Genomic DNA, 17,717 nt, shown 5'->3' with positions numbered 1-17,717 from the left:
CCCCATGAACGCAGGCGATGGCATCCGCGTCACACTCAGCGAATTGATTGAGATGCGCCACCGCGTGCGCGAAGTGCAGCTGTTTTCCACACCGAGCCAGCGCAGCCCGCTGATCGGCCTGCACCATTCCAAGCTGCGTGGGCGTGGCGTCGACTTCGACCAGGTGCGCGTGTACCAGGCCGGCGACGACGTGCGCACCATCGACTGGCGCGTCACGGCGCGCACCCAGGAGCCGCACACCAAACTGTTCCACGAAGAGCGCGAACGCCCGATTTTCATCATGGTTGAGCAAAGTTGCCGGCTGTTTTTCGGCTCTGGCCAAATGTTCAAGTCAGTGCTCGCCGCGCAAGCCGCCAGCCTGATTGGCTGGGCGGCGCTGGGCCATAACGACCGCGTCGGCGGGCTGGTGTTTGGCGACAACGAACACTACGAAATCAAACCCCGGCGCAGCAAACAAAGCTTGTTGCAACTGCTCAACCGCCTGGTGCGCGTCAACCAGAGCCTCAACACCGAGAGCCGCCCCGAAGCCGACGCGTTGGGCATGGCGCTGCGCCGTGGCCGCGAAGTGCTGCGCCCAGGCAGCCTGGTGATTGTGATCTGCGACGAGCGCGCGCTGACCGAAGGCGCAGAGCAACAACTCAGCCTGCTGTCTCGGCACTGCGACCTGCTGCTGTTGCCGATTTCAGACCCGCTGGATCACGCCCTGCCCGCCGCCGGGCTGTTACGTTTTGCCGAGCGAAGCGCACAACTGGAACTCGACACGCTGAACTTCGACTTGCGCCAGGCCTACAAAGCCCAGGCCGAAGCCCGCATCGCGCGTTGGGAGCTGCTGGCGCAAAAGCTGCGAATCCTGCTGATGCCATTGAGCACGCAAAGCGAAATGGTCGAGCAACTGCGCGAATACCTCAACCCGCAACGCCCGGTTAAAAAGCAATGAGCAGCCTCGACCAACTGCAACCTTTGATCGCCCCGCCGGCAATCGGATTCTGGCCGCCTGCGCCAGGGTGGTGGCTGTTGCTGCTGGTGATTCCGCTGCTTGGCTGGGGGCTGTGGTCGCTGCGCCGTTTCCTGCCCAAGCGCCGCCCGGTGGCCCGCGCCGAACAACCGCTGGACCCACTGCGCATCGCCGCCCTCGCCGAGCTGGCGTTGATGCCCAAACCCTACGACGGCGCGCCCGCCGGTGCCTGGCTGCAGCAACTCAACGGCCTGCTCAAGCGCCTGTGCCGCAACGACTACCCCTACAGCCAGAGCCACACCCTCAATGGCCGCAAATGGCTGGCGTTCCTCGACAACCGCTGCCCGGCTGCCGGCCTCACGCGCTGGATGGTCCTGGTAGAAGGCGCTTACAAACCCGAATGCAAACTCGACGACAAGGCCATCGCCGGCCTGACCCAAGCCGTCGACACCTGGATTCGCAAACATGTTTGAGTTCGCCTGGCCGTGGATCTTCGCCCTGCTGCCATTGCCCTGGTTGATGCGGCTTGTCTTGCCGGTGGCCGACAGCGGTGAGCCGGCGTTAAAAGTCAGCTACCTCGCCGACCTCGAAGGCCTGGCCCGCCGTCGCGCACGCGTCAACCTGCCCGGCTGGCGCCAGCAGGCGCCGTTTGTGGTGATGTGGTTGCTGCTGTTGACCGCCGCCGCGCGCCCGGAATGGCTCGGCGAGCCGCTGCCGATTGCCGCCAGCGGCCGCGACCTGCTGGTGGCGGTGGACGTGTCCGGTTCGATGGACTTCCCCGACATGCACTGGCAGGACGAGGACGTCAGCCGCTTGAGCCTGGTGCAACACTTGCTCGGCGACTTCCTTGAAAGCCGTGAAGGCGACCGCGTCGGCCTGATCCTGTTTGGCAGCCAGGCCTACCTGCAGGCACCGCTGACCTTTGACCGGCGCACCGTGCGCACCTGGCTCGACGAAGCGCGCATCGGTATCGCCGGCAAAAACACCGCCATCGGCGACGCGATCGGCCTGGCCCTGAAACGCCTGCGCCAGCGCCCGGCGCAAAGCCGCGTGCTGATTCTGGTCACCGACGGCGCCAATAACGCCGGCCAGATCGACCCGCTGACCGCCGCGCGCCTGGCCGCTGAAGAAGGCGTGAAGATTTACCCGATCGGCATTGGCGCCGATCCGGCGCAAACCGGTTCCCTGGGCATTCTGGGCGTCAACCCCAGCCTGGACCTCGACGAGCCTGCGTTGAAGGCCATCGCCGACGCCACCGGTGGCCGCTATTTCCGCGCCCGCGACGGCGACGAGTTGCTCAAGATCAAGCAAACCCTCGACCAGCTTGAGCCCGTTGCCCAGCAACCGACCCAGGCGCGTCCGGCCCAGGCGCTGTACAGCGCGCCATTGGCCCTTGCGCTGGTTCTGAGCATGTTGCTGGTGATCCAGGAACGCTGGCCCAACAACGCGCTGCAACGCGCCTTGCATAAACTCTCGACCAAGGGCAATTTCCTGCAACAGCACCCTGAATGGCGCCAGCGCCTCAAACGCCTGCGTTTGCGGAGGCGTCGATGATCGACCTCTGGCCGCACTGGTTCCGCCCTTGGTGGGTGTTGCTGTTGCCGTTGCTCGGCTGGCTGCTGTGGCAGCTGTGGCATCGGCAAAAGCGCGCCGGGCGCTGGCAGATAATTTTGCCGCCGGCATTTCATGCGGTACTGCTCAGTGGCGGCAGTGGCCGCGAGAGCAAATCGCCGTGGGTGGTGCTGGGCATCGCCTGGCTGCTGGCCGTGTTGGCGTTGCTTGGCCCCAGTTGGCAACGGGTTGAACAATCCAGCCAGAAACCCGCCGACCCGCTGGTGGTGTTGCTGGAATTGACCCCGGAAATGCTCGCCACCGACAGCCCGCCCAATCGCCTCGAACAAGCCCGGCGCAAGCTCTATGACTTGCTGCAAGCACGCGCCGATGCACCGACCGCCATCGTCGTGTATGCCGGCAGCGCCCACACGCTGGTGCCGCTGTCGGATGACTTGGGCACCAGCCGCAACCTGCTCGAAGCCCTGCGCCCCTCGATCATGCCCGAGCCCGGCCATCGCGCCGACCTCGCCGTGGAGAAAGCCCTGGGTTTGCTCAAGCAAGGCGGCCTCGGCCAAGGGCGCCTGTTGTTGGTGGGCTCATCGCTGTCCAAGCAGGAACGCCAAGGCATTCGGCTGCAGCTGCAAGGGGCGCAGGCACCGACGTTGTCGATCCTTGGCATCGGCAGCCGCGAAGGCACGCCGGTGACCCAGGAAAGCGGCGAGTTCCTCAAGGACGACCAGGGCGCGATTCTGGTGCCGCGCCTCGACAGCCCGACCCTCAAGGCGTTTGCCAGCGAAATGGGCGGCCGCTACCGCGCCGCGCGCCTGGACGACAAGGACCTGCGCCAACTCAACTTGCTCGACGGCCCGCAGACCCTGCGCAACGACGGCCAGTTATTGCACCTCGACACGTGGGCCGATCAGGGTTACTGGCTGCTGCTGCCACTGTTGTTGCTCGCGGCCTGCGCCGGGCGCCGCGGCTGGCTGTTCTGCCTGCCGTTGCTGTTAATGGGCGCGCCGCAGCCCAGCTATGCCTTCGATTTTCAGGACCTGTGGCTGCGTCCCGACCAACAGGGCCAATACCTGCTGAAGAAAAAACGCCCGGCCGAAGCCGCCGAACACTTCGAAAACCCGCAATGGCAGGGCGTTGCCCTGTACGAGGCGGGTAATTACGCCGAGGCGATCAAGCGTTTTGCGCTGAGCAATGACGCCTATTCCCACTACAACCGCGGCAATGCCCTGGCCAGGTCCGGCGAACTGGAAGCCGCGATTGACGCCTACGAACAGGCGCTGGAAGCCCAACCCGACCTGCAACCGGCGCTAAAAAACAAAGCGCTGGTCGAAGCGCTGATCCAGGAAAAGGCCCAGCCCGAGCCCGCCAAGCCGCAAAAAAAGGAAGATGACGAAACCACCCAACCCGGCCAAACTGCGCAACCGGGCACGAGCGGGCAAAGTGCCACGGGTGGAGAACAGTCGCCCCAAGGTCAGGGCGAGGCCGGCACCGGCGATACCCAGACCGGTGGCACGCCCAAAGCTGGCGGCAACGACGTACCGGGCAGCGAACTGGGCGACGAACACACCACCACCCCGCCGCTGCGCCCCGCCGATGCCAGTATCGACGGCGAGCATCGCCAGGCCCTGGAGCAATGGCTGCGGGAAATTCCGGACAACCCCGGCGAACTGCTGCGGCGCAAATTCTGGTACGAACAGCAACAACATCAGGACAAGACTCGATGAGCCGCCGCACCACCCTTCTGCTCCTGCTCGCGTTAACGGCAGGCCACGCCCAGGCGGCGAACCTGGTCGCCAGCGTCGACCGCAGCCGCCTCAATTCCGGGGAAACGGTGGAGCTGACAGTCGAGTCCAGCGACGTCACCCAATTCGGCAAGCCGGACCTAGCGCCGCTGGATGCGCAGTTTGAAGTCAGCGGCACTCGCCAGATCAACCAACTGACCACCCTGGGCGGCGACAATCACGCCACCACGCGCTGGATCATCACCCTGCTGCCCAAGGAAAACGGCACCGTGGTGATTCCGCCGCTTCAAGTGGGAGAGCTCAAGACCCAGCCGATCAGCCTGCAAGTGGTCGAAACCGCAAGCCAGAACACCAGCGCCGAGCTGGCCCCGGTGTTCATCGAAGCCAACCTCGACCAGAGCAGCGTGTACGTCCAGGCCCAGGCGCTGCTGACCGTGCGCGTGTACCACTCGGTGTCGCTGTACGACGACAGCAGCCTCACGCCGTTGCAGATTCCCGATGCGCGCATCGAGCAATTGGGCGAGTCGCGCACCTATGAAAAAGTCATCAACAGCATTCGCCATGGCGTGATCGAAACCCGCTATGCGATCTACCCGCAGCACAGCGGCGCCTTGGTGATTCCGGCGCAGACCTTCAGCGCCACGCTGGTGGAATCGCGCCCGCCGCAGGAAAACACGCTGCAGGGCACCAAGCCGGGCAAGCTGATTCACGTCAGCTCAGCCGAAATTGCGCTGACGGTCAAACCCAAGCCGGCGCTGTACCCGGCCGACGCGCCGTGGATACCGGCCCGCAGCCTCAGCCTGACGCAAGCCTGGAACCCCGAGCCTGAGCACGTGCAAGTCGGCGACTCGCTGACCCGCAGCCTCACGGTCAAGGCCGAAGGGTTGTCCAGCGCGCAACTGCCGGCCCTGCCCAGCACCGACATCAATGGCCTGCGCCGCTACCCCGACCAGCCGGTGCTGGGCAACCAGAACAACGACCACGGCCTGACCGCCAGCCGCGAAGACCGCGAAGCCCTGGTGCCGACCCGCGCCGGCGCCATCGAATTGCCTGCCGTCGAGGTGGTGTGGTGGAACACCCACGAGGATCACCTCGAACGCACCAGCCTGCCTGCCCGCACGCTGCAAGTGGCGACCAACCCGAGCCTGGTGGTCGACACCCCCGCCACGCCGACCGTGATCACCGCGCCAGACGATGACCGCCTGTGGCTGTGGCAGCTCAGCACGTTGATCTTCGCCTGCACCACGCTGCTGGGCTTCGGCCTGTGGTGGCGTGCGCGTCGGCAACCGGCCGTGCAACGGGCCGCTCAGACGGGCCCGAGCCCGCGTTCACTGCTCGACGACCTCAAGCGCGCAACCCAGGCCAACGACCCGCAGGCCACGCGCCAGGCGCTGGATGCCTGGGCGCGGCAACAGCCGGAGACGTTGGCCGACATGGCGGCGCGGTTTGTGCCGTTGTCCGATGCGCTGGACGGGTTGAATGGTGCGCTCTACAGCGAAAGTGGCCATTTCTGGTTGGGTGAAGACCTTTGGCGTGCGGTCAAGGCCATCCCGGTTGCCGAGCGAGAGCAAGACCCGGCGACGGATACCACCAGCTTGCCGCCGTTGTATCCCAAGTAGGCCCTGGGTGGGCGGTGTATTTACCCATACTGTCTGGACGGTGGTTGGCGCGGGGTCGCTGGGTGTATATCCGTTATTTGGGTGATGGCTGATATCGGTTCCGCTCTTACAGCGGGTCACTTTGGAAAAGCCCCAAAGTAACCAAAGGGCTCTTGCCCCACCACTCGGCACCTCGCCTAGGCTCGGTGTGCCCGAACGAAGGCTTGAATCCGTGGGCCGCCGTGACGGGCCATCCATGGCCCAACACGGCTAACCCGGCGTCCTGCCGGGTTACCCACGGATTCAAGCCTGCGTTCGGCCAGCGTGGTTTAACGGGGCGCCTAAGATCAAAGTCAAAAGCAGATCAAGATCAAAAGCAGAGCACGGCGGCCTAGTAGCCGACCTGAGTGGTTAGATCAAAAGCGAAGGCGAGGCGGCCTGACAGCCGGCCTGATCTTGAAGGCTGAACTCAATCAAATGTGGGAGCTGGCTTGCCTGCGATGGCATCAACTGGTTGTGCCTGATACACCGAGTTGCCTGCATCGCAGGCAAGCCAGCTCCCACAGAAAAGCAAAGCACTGCGGTGCTAGCATCTGAACGCGGTCAACTTGTGGGAGCGGGCTTGCTCGCGAAGGCGGCCTGCCAGTGACACATGAGCTGACTGACCCACCGCCTTCGCGGGCAAGCCCGCTCCCACATTTGGATCTCTGTGCATCAGATAGAAGTGTGTTGCTGTGCTTTTTTGCTGCTACCACTCAGGTCGGCTACTAGGCCGCCGTGTTCTGCTTTTGATCTTGCTTTTGACTTCGATCTGACAGCCCGCCCAACCCCAGCAACCCGAATATCTCCCGCCGCAACCCCACCAGATACGCATCATCCCGATGCCGAGGATACGGCCGATCAATCGTCAATTGAGTCTGAACCTTGGCCGGCCGGTCACTGAACACAATCCCGCTCGCCACGACAGCGCCGCTCGCCACATCGAGGCGGTGTCAGGTCGTCAGATCAGCCAGCCCCAGGTGCTCGCGCAGCGTCGAGCCTGCATAGGCGGTACGAAACAACCCCTTGCGCTGCAAGTGCGGAATCACGCTCTCGACAAACTCAGTGAACGAACCCGGCAGATAGCCCGGTGAGATCACAAACCCGTCGCATCCGCCTTGCTCGAACAGCTCCGCCAACTGGTCGGCGATCTGCGCGCCAGTGCCCACCAGTTGCGGCACGCGTACGCTGCTGGCGAAAATGCGGCCGAGTTGTTCCAGGGTGATTTCAGGCCCTTGCATCAACAGCTTTTCCGCTGCAGCGGCAGGGATCAGTGGCGACCGGGCAACCTCGGCCAGGGTGGCCGTCAGCGGGAACGGCGACAGGTCCACATTGAGCTGCGAAGCAAGTGTCACCAGCCCCAGCTCAGGGCGTGCCAGGGCGTTGTGCCGATCGCGCTTGGCACGGGCTTCGGCCTCGCTGCCGCCAATAAATGGCATCACCGCGGTCAACACCTTGCAGCTGTCGGCGTCGCGCCCTTGCTGCACCACTTGGGCACGCACGTCATCGCGAAAGGCGCGCATCGCGTTCAAATGCGGGTGAATGGTGAAAATCGCCTCGGCCCAGCGCGCGCCAAAGCGCCGTCCGCGCCCGGACGAACCGGCCTGAATCAATACCGGACGGCCCTGGGGCGTGCGCGGGATATTCAGCGGGCCTTCGACCTTGAACCACTCGCCCTGATGCTGCACCGACGTGATCAAGGCCGGGTCGGCGAGCACGCCATGTTCGCGGTCCAGCTTGAGGGCGTCCTTGCCCCAACTGTTCCAGAGCTTCAATGCGACTTCGACAAACTCATCGGCGCGGTCGTAGCGCAGGTCGTGTTCCAGGTGCTTGTCCTTGCCGAACAGGCGCCCTTCGCTGTCATTCATCGATGTGACGATATTCCACGCCGCGCGGCCCTTGGACAGGTGGTCGAGGGTGGCAAATTCGCGCGCGATGTGTGCCGGTTCGTAATAGGTGGTCGAGCGCGTCGCGCCCAGGCCCAGCTTGCGGGTCTGACCTATCAGGTAGGAGAGAATCGGCAACGGGTCCAGGCGCGTGGCGTCCTGGGCGCCGTAGCGCAAGGCAAACTCGCGCGAGCCGCCCATCTGGTCGCCCACGGCCAGGCGGTCGGCGAAGAACAGGAAGTCGAACAGGCCCTCCTCCACCACCTTGGCGATGCGCGAGTAATAGTCGGGGTCGAGGTAATTGCCGAGCGTTTCGGGGTGGCGCCACACGGCGTGGCTGTGCACCACCGGCCCACTCAGGAGGAAGGCTGACAAATGGATCTGGCGGCTCATGGTTTGGGGGTCCACACGGTGATATCGGAGACGTTCAGCGGCTTGGGAATCAGCTTGGCGGCGTAGTAGGTGTCGGCGATGCGTTGCTGTTCGGCAAGGTTTTGCAGCTTGACCGGGATGATGTCGTAGCTGCGCCGGCTATTGGCGCGCTCCACGGTGGCCGGTGGGATGTTGCCCCACAGCGGCCCAAGGATGTCAGCGGCTTGCCTGGGATGGGCTTTGACCCATTGGCCGGTCTCGCGCAGGGTATCGAAGGTGATTTGCAGCACATCCGGGTGCGCGTTGGCAAATTGTGTGGTCGCTAGGTAGAAGCGGTTGTAGTTGGCCAGGCCGTCGTTGCCATCGGCGATCACACGCACGTGATGCTCAAGCTGCTGGGTGGCAAAGAACGGGTCCCAGATCACCCAGGCATCCACGCTGCCATTTGAAAATGCAGCGCCACCGTCGGGCGCCTCAAGGTAACGCGGGGTGATATCGGCCAGCGTCAGGCCGGCTTTGTGCAGCGCCGAGATCAGCAGAAAGTTGCTGCCAGAGCCCTTGGACACGGCCACGGTCTTGCCCTTGAGGTCGGCGATGCTGTGGATCGGGGATGCGTCTTGGACGATGATCGCCTGGGCGCCGGGCGATGAGTTTTCCTGGGCGTAATACGTCAGCGGCGCATCGGCAGCCTGGGTGAACAGCGCAAAGGCGTCAGCCACGTCTGCGTGCAAATCGACGCTGCCGGCGTTCAAGGAACTGAGCAGGCCGGTGCTGAATTCATGCCAGTTGACGGTGAAACCCAAGGGCTTGAGGCGCTGTTCGAGCTGGCCATTTTGCTTGAGCAGGATCCACAGCGTCGACGAGCGCTGGTAGCTGATGTCCAGGGTCTGCTCGGCGTGGGCCGCCGCTGCGGCAAACAGCAGGCTGGCGGCGAGGATCAGTTGTTTCAACGTCATGGAAGGCCTTGGCATAGGTGAGTTGAAGGAAGCTGCTTATGCTAAAAGACCCCATAAAGCCTGGCAGACAAGCGAAATCGATTATATTAAGAACGGCTAATTATGAAAGAACCCTATAATTCTATGGTTATGCCCAATCCGTCGGAACGCGTTAAAAGCGCCCTAAGCTCAGACCGAAAGAGTATTTATCGAATGCTTTTTAGAACTTTAAGCTTGGTCTTATTTCGCTGAAGATCGAGCGCGCCATGTCTATTCGTCGTCCCCTCGCCGTTGTCCTCGGGCTGCTGGCCTTTTGCGTTGCGGTGAGCGCCGAGGCTCAGGAAACCGTGCGCATCGGTTACCAGAAATCCTCGACCCTGATCACCCTGCTGAAAACCCAGGGCACGCTTGAAAAAGCCCTCAAGGCCGACCACATCGACGTGAGCTGGCATGAATTCCCCAGCGGCCTGCCGCTGCTCGAAGCATTGAACGTGGGCAACGTGGACATCAGCGCCGACGTGGCCGACACCGTGCCGATCTTCGCTCAGGCCGCCCAGGCCAAACTCACCTACTTCGCCCAGGAAGCGCCCTCGCCTTCAGCCCAGGCCATCGTGGTGCGCAAGGACTCGCCGATCCAGCAGTTGGCAGATTTGAAAGGCAAGAAAATCGCGGTGACCAAGGCCGCCGGCACTCACTATTTGCTCATCGCCGCACTGGCCAAAGCCGGCTTGGCGTTCTCGGATATCGAGCCGGCCTATCTGTCGCCGGCCGATGGTCGCGCGGCCTTCGAGAACAACAAGGTTGACGCCTGGGTCACCTGGGAACCCTTCCTCACCAGCGTGCAGCGTCAACTGCCGACCCGCACCCTGGCCGACGGCGCAGGCCTTGCCAGTTACAAGCGCTATTACCTGACCGGCACGCCTTACGCCAAGGCGCATCCCGAGGTCTTGAAACGTGTGTATGAGCAGTTGGAAAAAGCCGGTCAATGGGTAAAAACCAACCCACAGGACGCGGCGAAAGTACTCGGCCCACTGTGGGGCAACCTGGATGTGGCCACGGTGGAAGCCGCCAACGCGCATCGCAGTTACGAGGTGCAACCGGTCACGGTCGAACAGTTGGGTGAGCAGCAAAAGATCGCCGATGCCTTCTTCAAGGCTGGCTTGTTGCCCAAGGCGGTGGATGCCCAGGATGTGCAGACCTGGCAGCCGTGAAAAGTTTCATTTGGCAACCCCCACGGGTTGCCGCATAAAGGGCTTCTCCTCTTTTGCTGATCAGGTCATCGCGCATGATTTTCGCCATCCATGCACTCTACCTACCTAACGTGACCGAGCAGCGCGCCGCGCTGCTGCCCAGCCATCGCGACTACCTGGCAACGGTTGCCGAACGCATTGCGTTTGCCGGGCCGTTGCTCGGCGCCCAAGGCGAACCCGTGGGTTCGCTGATGGTGGTCGACTTTGACGATGAAGCCCATGTGCGGGCGTGGCTGGCGGCCGAGCCGTTTACGCGTGGAGGGTTGTTCAAACAAGTGGATGTGCAGGTTTTCCAGAACCGCTGGCCGCAGAAAGTCGGCTTCCCAGAGGCGTAAAGGCATGGCGCGCGGGTAAACAAGCCGCCCGGGAAGTGGTACAACGGGTGTCCCGTGCCGCCCAGCGCTGCGCCACATCCCACTTCCTGGAGACCGCCGCTCATGACGTCCAAGCTCGAACAACTCAAGCAATTCACCACCGTGGTCTGCGACACCGGCGACCTGGAAGCCATCAGCCGCCTGCGTCCGGTCGACGCCACCACCAACCCGTCGTTACTGCTCAAAGCCGCCGCCATCCCGGAATACGCCGAGCTGCTGCGCACTGCCGTGAACCTGTCCAAGGGCGACGTCGGCCTGGCCTGCGATCACTTCGCCGTGTCGGTCGGTGCGGGCATTCTCAAGGTCATTCCCGGGCGCATCTCGACTGAAGTCGACGCGCGGTTGTCCTTTGACGAAGACGCACTGTGGGCCAAGGCCAACCAGTTGATCGCCCTGTACGACCAGGCCGGCATCGGCCGCGAGCGCGTGCTGATCAAGCTGGCGTCCACCTGGGAAGGCATCCGCACTGCCGAACGCCTGGAAAAAGCCGGCATCCAGACCAACCTCACACTGCTGTTCTCCTTCGCCCAGGCCGTGGCGTGCGCTGACGCCGGGGTGTTTTTGATCTCGCCATTCGTAGGCCGCATCTACGACTGGTACCGCAAAAGTACGGGCCTGGATTACACCGGCGCCGAAGACCCGGGCGTGCAATCGGTCACCCGTATCTACAACTACTACAAGGCCAACGCCATCCCGACCGTGGTCATGGGCGCAAGCTTTCGCACGCTCAGCCAGATCGAGCAACTGGCAGGTTGTGACCGCCTGACCATCAGCCCCGACTTGCTGCACAAACTCGATGAAGACAACGGTACGCTGGAGCGCAAATTGGTGCCGGGCGTTGAAGGTGAAGTGCGTCAGCAATTGACCGAAGCGCAGTTCCGCTGGGCGTCGAATGAAGATGCGATGGCAACGGAAAAACTCGCCGAGGGTATTCGGCAGTTTGCGCGCGATCAGGAGAAGTTGGAGGCGGTGCTGGCGGCGTTGTAACAGGACGCCCGATTGCTGTGGCGAGAGCCTGCGCCCTCGCCACAGCAGTCATTCAAAGGCTGTGTGTTCGACGTGATTCAGAACGGCCCCTTCGTCATCACCCGCTCATCAATAAACCCGCGCAACATGCCAATCCGTTGGGTGTAGGCATCACTCAGGCAGCTCAGCCGCGCGCCACACGCGCGCCGCTGCTTGAGCCAGTCCGCCTGCCCGTCCATCAATGAGCCGCGCCCGCCCATCGCCATGAAGTGCTTGTTCAGGTCGTAGAGCAACGCCATCGTGACGTCCTGGTCATTCAGGCTGCGGTTGGCGCAGATGGCAATTTCGTCAGCGGCCTTGGCCTTGGCGCAATCAAAGCTGGCGGCCTGGCTTGAAAGGCTGAGCATCAGGGTGCAAATACCGGTGAAGAGTGCGGGTTTGAGCAATGAACGTGACATCGGCGATGGGCTCCGAAGAAAATGGGCAAACGGCGGCGTTATAGATAGGCCCGCCGCCGACCAAAAAGTTCTTCGACACCGAGCACCCTTCAGTCGCGTTCACCCAGCGCGCGAGCGGTCAGTGCACCGAGTATTGCGCCGACGATCGGCGCCAGCCAGAACAGCCAGAGCTGCGAAAGGTATTCGCCGCCGGCAAACAGCGCCGGGCCGGTGCTGCGGGCCGGGTTGACCGAGGTGTTGGTGACGGGGATCAGGACCAGGTGAATCAAGGTCAGCGCCAGGCCGATGGCGATGGGCGCAAAGCCCGCCGCCGCACCCGCCGCCGTCACGCGCATGATGATCAGAACGAAGAAAAACGTGGCGATCACTTCGGCCAGCAAGGCGGCAAGCATATCGAACTTGCCTGGGCTGAGCGCACCGTAACCGTTGGCGGCAAACCCGCCGACCGCAAAATCCGGCTGCCCGCTGACAATTTCGTACAAGGCCGCAGCGGCAAGCATCGCGCCGAACACCTGCACCGCAATGTAGGGCAGCACATCAACGCTGCGAACACGGCGCCCCGCCCATAAACCGATGGTCACCGCCGGGTTGAAGTGCCCGCCAGAGATACCGCCCACCGCGTAGGCCATCGTCAGCACGGTGAGACCAAACGCCAGCGAAACGCCAACAAAACCAATGCCCAGTTCCGGAAAGGCCGCCGCCAGGATGGCGCTGCCACAGCCGCCGAACGTCAGCCAGAAGGTACCTAGAAACTCTGCGGTCAAACGTTTTTGCACAATCGACTCCCTTGCATTCCAAGTGCTACGCCCTGTTGTTCAAGGTCGTGGCAATCGCCGTCACCACGAGATGTGGCAGGCCCGGGGCGACGGTAGCAATGGGCGTCAAAACGCCCTGTAAGGATTGTCTGGTTTTATCGAATGTGCAGCGTTTTGCCCGTCGGCTGCTCAGCAAAAAAATGCTTCCAGGGCCGCGCCCTGACAGGTTATCGAGGGTCTTTCTCTGGCAGCCAGCCTTCCATGATGTTCTCCACCAGCAGGGTGTTATTCCACGCCACGCGTATGGGCAACTTGCGGTGGTCTTCTGTGGTCTCACCCACCCTTCATTTTTTTCTGCGTCCCAGAGCCACCGGGTCGCTACCCACCGTGTCGACGGATCAATGCACGTTTTTATACTGATCCACGGCATCCATATAGGCCGCTTTCAATCCCAGACTCACCGTGCCGAGCACCTCGGAATTAAGCGTGGCAGCGTTCTGGCCTACCAGGCTCTGCCCCGATTGCTTGAGCTTGAGACGCGCGCGGCCCGCGTAACGAGCGCCGCCGATGTCCACTGAAAGCCTGACTTCACACGCGTAATAGTCTGGTGAGTTAAAGGTTTTAACAAAGACTCGGTCGATTTCAACGTCGGTTTTCAGCGCCGACCCCGGGACCGCGCCTATCGACTGCCGGGTGAATTCGGTCCAGTCATCGACCGGCACGTTGGCGAAGCCTTCATAGAGCCCGACGTTGTAATTGGCCGCATGCCACACAACCTTGCTCGACTCCGAGCAACGTGTGCACCGCTCCCCGCCGGAAACGTGCACAACGTCAGCCTGGATCACACGCGCTTTTATCGCGGCGAGTTCCGCCTCGGTGGAGTACGGAGCAAAATGCAGTTGGTTGGTCACGCAACCACTGAGTAAACACAGAAAACCTAAAACGACGAGGTGTCTCACGGGTTCAATCCTTTGATTGTTTCAAGTCATCAGTGACCAACGCATCAGCTGCTACGCGCCACGCCCTGCCCATACCGGTGAATCGCCAGGCAGTAGCCGATCAGCGCCACTGCCGCGAGCAACCCGCCCGCCGCGCCGATCCAGGCGAAGCCGAAGTGGCTGCCAACCCAACTGCCCATCAAGGCGCCGCCGCCGATGCCAATGTTGTAGATGCCGGAGAACATCGCCATGGCCACGTCGGTGGCGTCGGGTGCCAGCACCAGCACTTTGGATTGCATGGCCAGGCCAAAGCCCATGATCGCCATGCCCCAGAACACACTCAGGCCGACGAGGTAGGACTCGGCGCCGCTCAAGGGCAGCATCAGCGCCAGGCATGCCGCGAGCAGGAACACCGCACTGACCACGAACAGGTGCGGGTTGAAACGGTGCACCAGGCTGAACAGCAGCGAGCCGATGATGCCCGCGCCGCCGAACACCAGCAGGAACAGCGTGACCACGTTGCCGCTCAGGCCGGCAACGCCTTCGACGAAGGGTTCGATGTAGCTGTAGGCGGTGAATTGCGCCGTCACCACCATGGCGGTGAGCACGTACAGCGCCACCAATGCCGGGCGTTTGAACAGCATCGGCAGGCTGCGCAACGAGCCGGAGTTCTGGCTCGGCAGCAGCGGCAAGGTGCGCGCCAGCCAGAACACCAGGGCCGCGGCAAAGGCGGCGATCACCAGAAACGTGGTGCGCCAGCCCATGGCTTCGCCGAGCAGGCGGCCCAGTGGAATGCCCAGGACCATCGCCAGTGACGTGCCGGTGGCCAACAGGCCGAGCGCTTGCACCTGCTTGCCCTGCGGCGCCAGGCGCACGGCCAGGGAGGCGGTGATCGACCAGAACAACGCGTGGGACAAGGCGATGCCGATGCGGCTGACCATCAGCAAGCCGAAGCTGGTGGCAACGCTGGAGAGAATATGGCTGGCGATAAACAAGCCGAACAACACGATCAGCAACTTGCGCCGTTCGACGTTACGTGTGAGCAGCATCACCGGCAGCGACGTCAGCGACACGATCCAGGCATAGATAGTGAGCATCAGGCCGACGCTGGCGATGGGCATGTCGAAGCTGGCGCCGATGGCGCTGAGCAGTCCGACGGGGACGAATTCGGTGGTATTGAACACAAACGCGGCCAAAGCAAGGGCGATGACCGGTTGCCAGTTGGCTTGGGGGGTTGCGGCTGAAATGCTCATTGGCGGGCGAGGTACTCTGACGGTGATCCAACGGCCACGCAGAACAGCGCCGCCGCCGAGCATTCTATAGGTTTCTCGCCGCGCTGTTGACGCGCATCGTCGCTCTGAGGTTCAGGGCGAGGTCATGGTGATCACGTAGTTGCCCGACACAATCGGCGTGCCGGCGCTCTCCACCAGCAGGTAGCGCTGGTCGTAATAACGCCCGGCGCCACTGTCGGCAACCAGCTTCACCCGGGCCGCATCGACGCTGGCCACCGGCGCCAGACTGCGCACTTCGAAGCGGCTGCCGCGGTTGGAAGGGGCGCAGCCGGTCAACTCCATCACCGCACCGCTGCGCGCATTTGTCGCACACCCTGGCTCGACGATTGCGCCGGTGAACTGGATAGTGCCCTGCCCTACAGTCTGCGCCGCACCACAAGTACTGGCACATAGGCAAAACAGCCCTGCAAACACCGAAATACCTTTAACGCTCATGCCGACACTCCTTATTGGGCTCTCACCAAGGAAGTCGTCTGGCCGGGCGTTAACTTGAGGTGATTCGGCCAAGGGTGTGATCTAGATCACGGATCCACCTGCCCCATCATCTCGGGGATGCTTTCCGGCCGCTTGGCGTAGCGTTGCGCCAGCGCCGCGCACACCATCAACTGGATCTGGTGAAACAGCATCAGCGGCAGGATCAACACGCCCATGGTCGCGCCGGCGAACAGCACTTGCGCCATCGGCACGCCAGTGGCGAGGCTTTTTTTCGAGCCGCAGAACAAGATGGTGATGCGGTCTTCCTGGTTGAAGCCAAAGGCCTTGCCCAGCACGGTGGACGCCACCAGTACCAGGGCCAGCAACACACAGCACGCCACCACCAGGCCGCCCAACTCCCACACTGGGATCTGGTGCCAGATGCCTTCGTTGACCGCTTCGCTGAACGCGCCGTAAACCACCAGCAGGATCGAGCCCTGATCGACGAACTTCAGCCAGGATTTATTCCGGCCAACCCAATCGCCGATCCAGCGACGAGCGATTTGCCCGGCGATAAACGGCAACAGCAATTGCACGCTGATTTTCAGGATCGCGTCGACGGTAGAGCCCGCGTCGCCGTGCACGTTAAGCAGCAGCGTCACCAGCAGCGGCGTGAGGAAAATGCCGAACAGGCTGGAGGCCGCCGCACTGCAGATCGCCGCCGGGATGTTGCCGCGCGCAAGCGACGTAAAGGCAATCGCCGATTGCACCGTGGCCGGCAAGGCGCACAGGTAGAGCATGCCCATGTACAGGTCTTTGCCGATCAGCGGCGACAGCACCGGCTTGAGCGCCAGGCCCAGCAAGGGGAACAGCACAAAGGTCAGGCTGAACACCAGCAGGTGCAGGCGCCAGTGCCCGGCACCGGCGACGATGGCCTGGCGCGACAGCTTGGCGCCGTGCAGGAAAAACAGCAGCGCGATCGCCAGGTTGGTCACCCAGCCAAAGGCCACAGCGGTCTGGCCGCTGGCGGGCAGCAGGGAAGCGAGAATCACCGTGGCAATCAGGGTCAGGGTGAAGTTGTCAGGCAGAAAACGCGGGCGGGTCATAAGCAAATCTTCCAGGGGTTGCCAAGAGCATCGCTGCGACTCTAACGTAACGGCTTGTTACCGACTAACGCCAATGAGCCAGTAAATGCCGCCTAAAGGACATGACAAGACCGTCCGCCGCAGTGTTCCCGGGCTTTCCAGCCTGCCGCGGCCCGTGTATGGGCGCACGGAGTCGCTGCCCAATCGCGCGCTGACCCGCCGGCACAGCCACCCGTGGGTGCAGTTGTCCTACGCGATTTGCGGGGTGTTGGAGATCCAGACCAGCGCCGGCCGCTTCGTCGCCCCGCCCCAGCGCGCGGTGTGGATCCCGGCGGGCGTGCCGCACCGTGTGTTCAGTTCGCCGCACACGGAAATGCGCAGCCTGTACCTCGATTGCAGTGTCACCGCCTGGGCGGCCGAGCGTTGTCAGGTGTTGGCGGTGAGCAGTTTGTTGCGCGAGTTGATCCGCAGTTTCAGCGAGTTGCCGGTGGAATATGCCGAGGACGGGCCGGATGGGCGCCTGGCCCAAGTGGTGCTCGACCAGTTGGCCGCTGCGCCGCAGGTGGATTTGATGCTGCCCTTGCCCCTGGACCCGCGGTTGCGTCAGGTTTATCGCAGTTTGAATCTGCATCCGGAGCAGCAGACGACCTTGGGGGATTGGGCGCGCAGGCTGGGGGTGAGTGAGAAGACGTTGAGTCGGTTGTTTTTGAGTGATACCGGGCTGACGTTTCGGGCTTGGCGTCAGCGGTTGCGGCTGCTGAGTGCGTTGCCTGCCCTTGAGCAGGGGGAGCGGGTTACGGATGTGGCGCTGGGGTGTGGGTATGAGTCGACTTCGGCGTTTATTGCGGCGTTTCGGCAGCAGTTTGATGCGACACCGGGGGAGTTTTTTCGGTGATGTTTTTTGGGGGGTTATTGAGTACATATCCGTTGTTTGGGTGATGGCTGGTTTGGGTTCCGCCCTTACGGCGGGTCACTTTGGAAAAGCCCCAAAGTAACCAAAGGGCTCTTGCCCCACCACTCGGCACCTCGCTTAGGCTCGGTGTGCCCGAACGAAGGCTTGAATCCGTGGGCCGCCGTGACGGGCCATCCATG

Annotated in this window: 17 protein-coding genes; 9 read left to right on the top strand and 8 right to left on the bottom strand. The window is 62.8% G+C overall.

Translation table 11 applies throughout. The features are described from left to right. Positions 1 to 4 precede the first annotated feature (4 nt). Genes AC19YS_RS30420 through AC19YS_RS30400 form a run of 5 tightly spaced genes read left to right on the top strand, consistent with a single transcriptional unit; the run spans position 5 to position 5,882 of the window. Positions 5 to 937 carry a DUF58 domain-containing protein gene (locus AC19YS_RS30420; protein WP_500603436.1) on the top strand — a complete coding sequence of 311 codons (933 nt, stop codon included), beginning with the start codon at positions 5 to 7 and terminating at the stop codon, positions 935 to 937. After that, entirely contained in the window at positions 934 to 1,428 is a 495-nt protein-coding gene (locus AC19YS_RS30415) for a DUF4381 domain-containing protein (protein WP_119739933.1), read from the top strand. The genes AC19YS_RS30420 and AC19YS_RS30415 overlap by 4 nt, the downstream gene beginning before the upstream one ends. Then, complete coding sequence (locus AC19YS_RS30410) at positions 1,421 to 2,509, top strand: vWA domain-containing protein (RefSeq protein WP_106580491.1); 1,089 nt, start codon at positions 1,421 to 1,423, stop codon at positions 2,507 to 2,509. Before AC19YS_RS30415 ends, AC19YS_RS30410 begins: the two co-directional genes overlap by 8 nt. Next, a complete protein-coding gene (locus AC19YS_RS30405) occupies positions 2,506 to 4,245 on the top strand; it encodes a tetratricopeptide repeat protein (protein WP_500603435.1) in 1,740 nt (579 codons plus the stop codon). Before AC19YS_RS30410 ends, AC19YS_RS30405 begins: the two co-directional genes overlap by 4 nt. Continuing rightward, the gene (locus AC19YS_RS30400) at positions 4,242 to 5,882 is read left to right on the top strand and encodes a BatD family protein (protein ID WP_119739929.1); all 1,641 of its coding nucleotides are present in this window, start codon (positions 4,242 to 4,244) and stop codon (positions 5,880 to 5,882) included. The genes AC19YS_RS30405 and AC19YS_RS30400 overlap by 4 nt, the downstream gene beginning before the upstream one ends. Before the next feature lie 971 nt (positions 5,883 to 6,853). Here AC19YS_RS30400 and AC19YS_RS30395 read toward each other — a convergent pair. Beyond that, entirely contained in the window at positions 6,854 to 8,179 is a 1,326-nt protein-coding gene (locus AC19YS_RS30395; protein ID WP_448198732.1) for an LLM class flavin-dependent oxidoreductase, read from the bottom strand. Next, complete coding sequence (locus AC19YS_RS30390) at positions 8,176 to 9,114, bottom strand: aliphatic sulfonate ABC transporter substrate-binding protein (RefSeq protein ID WP_169366388.1); 939 nt, start codon at positions 9,112 to 9,114, stop codon at positions 8,176 to 8,178. Before AC19YS_RS30390 ends, AC19YS_RS30395 begins: the two co-directional genes overlap by 4 nt. A 245-nt stretch (positions 9,115 to 9,359) precedes the next feature. Here AC19YS_RS30390 and AC19YS_RS30385 point away from each other — a divergent pair, with 245 nt between their 5' ends. The 3 genes from AC19YS_RS30385 (at position 9,360) to tal (ending at position 11,704) form a co-directional block, all read left to right on the top strand. Continuing rightward, the gene (locus tag AC19YS_RS30385) at positions 9,360 to 10,304 is read left to right on the top strand and encodes an aliphatic sulfonate ABC transporter substrate-binding protein (RefSeq protein ID WP_119735799.1); all 945 of its coding nucleotides are present in this window, start codon (positions 9,360 to 9,362) and stop codon (positions 10,302 to 10,304) included. A 74-nt stretch (positions 10,305 to 10,378) separates the two neighbouring features. After that, positions 10,379 to 10,678, top strand: coding sequence for a YciI family protein (locus AC19YS_RS30380; RefSeq protein ID WP_500603433.1), 300 nt, complete (start codon positions 10,379 to 10,381; stop codon positions 10,676 to 10,678). Positions 10,679 to 10,780: 102 nt separating this feature from the next. Next, a complete protein-coding gene (tal, locus tag AC19YS_RS30375) occupies positions 10,781 to 11,704 on the top strand; it encodes a transaldolase (protein ID WP_500603432.1) in 924 nt (307 codons plus the stop codon). Positions 11,705 to 11,781: 77 nt separating this feature from the next. Here tal and AC19YS_RS30370 read toward each other — a convergent pair whose 3' ends face one another. From AC19YS_RS30370 to AC19YS_RS30345, 6 genes are all read right to left on the bottom strand, one after another. Then, positions 11,782 to 12,141 carry a lysozyme inhibitor LprI family protein gene (locus AC19YS_RS30370; RefSeq protein ID WP_164487921.1) on the bottom strand — a complete coding sequence of 120 codons (360 nt, stop codon included), beginning with the start codon at positions 12,139 to 12,141 and terminating at the stop codon, positions 11,782 to 11,784. Between the two features lie 89 nt (positions 12,142 to 12,230). Further along, on the bottom strand, positions 12,231 to 12,917 hold the full coding sequence (gene aqpZ, locus AC19YS_RS30365; protein ID WP_500603431.1) for an aquaporin Z: 687 nt from the start codon (positions 12,915 to 12,917) through the stop codon (positions 12,231 to 12,233). A gap of 377 nt (positions 12,918 to 13,294) precedes the next feature. After that, the gene (locus tag AC19YS_RS30360; RefSeq protein ID WP_500603430.1) at positions 13,295 to 13,855 is read right to left on the bottom strand and encodes a hypothetical protein; all 561 of its coding nucleotides are present in this window, start codon (positions 13,853 to 13,855) and stop codon (positions 13,295 to 13,297) included. A gap of 44 nt (positions 13,856 to 13,899) precedes the next feature. Further along, a complete protein-coding gene (locus tag AC19YS_RS30355) occupies positions 13,900 to 15,087 on the bottom strand; it encodes a sugar transporter (protein ID WP_106580643.1) in 1,188 nt (395 codons plus the stop codon). Between the two features lie 111 nt (positions 15,088 to 15,198). After that, positions 15,199 to 15,561 carry a type 1 fimbrial protein gene (locus AC19YS_RS30350; protein ID WP_500603429.1) on the bottom strand — a complete coding sequence of 121 codons (363 nt, stop codon included), beginning with the start codon at positions 15,559 to 15,561 and terminating at the stop codon, positions 15,199 to 15,201. Between the two features lie 86 nt (positions 15,562 to 15,647). After that, a complete protein-coding gene (locus AC19YS_RS30345) occupies positions 15,648 to 16,646 on the bottom strand; it encodes a bile acid:sodium symporter family protein (RefSeq protein ID WP_106580641.1) in 999 nt (332 codons plus the stop codon). A gap of 85 nt (positions 16,647 to 16,731) precedes the next feature. Between AC19YS_RS30345 and AC19YS_RS30340 the strand changes: the two genes are divergently transcribed. After that, complete coding sequence (locus AC19YS_RS30340) at positions 16,732 to 17,520, top strand: AraC family transcriptional regulator (RefSeq protein WP_500603428.1); 789 nt, start codon at positions 16,732 to 16,734, stop codon at positions 17,518 to 17,520. Positions 17,521 to 17,717 lie beyond the last annotated feature (197 nt).

The organism is Pseudomonas sp. MF08831 (assembly GCF_059862645.1).
The sequence above is the reverse complement of the archived record's forward strand: the minus strand, read 5'-3'. Positions and strand labels throughout refer to the sequence as shown.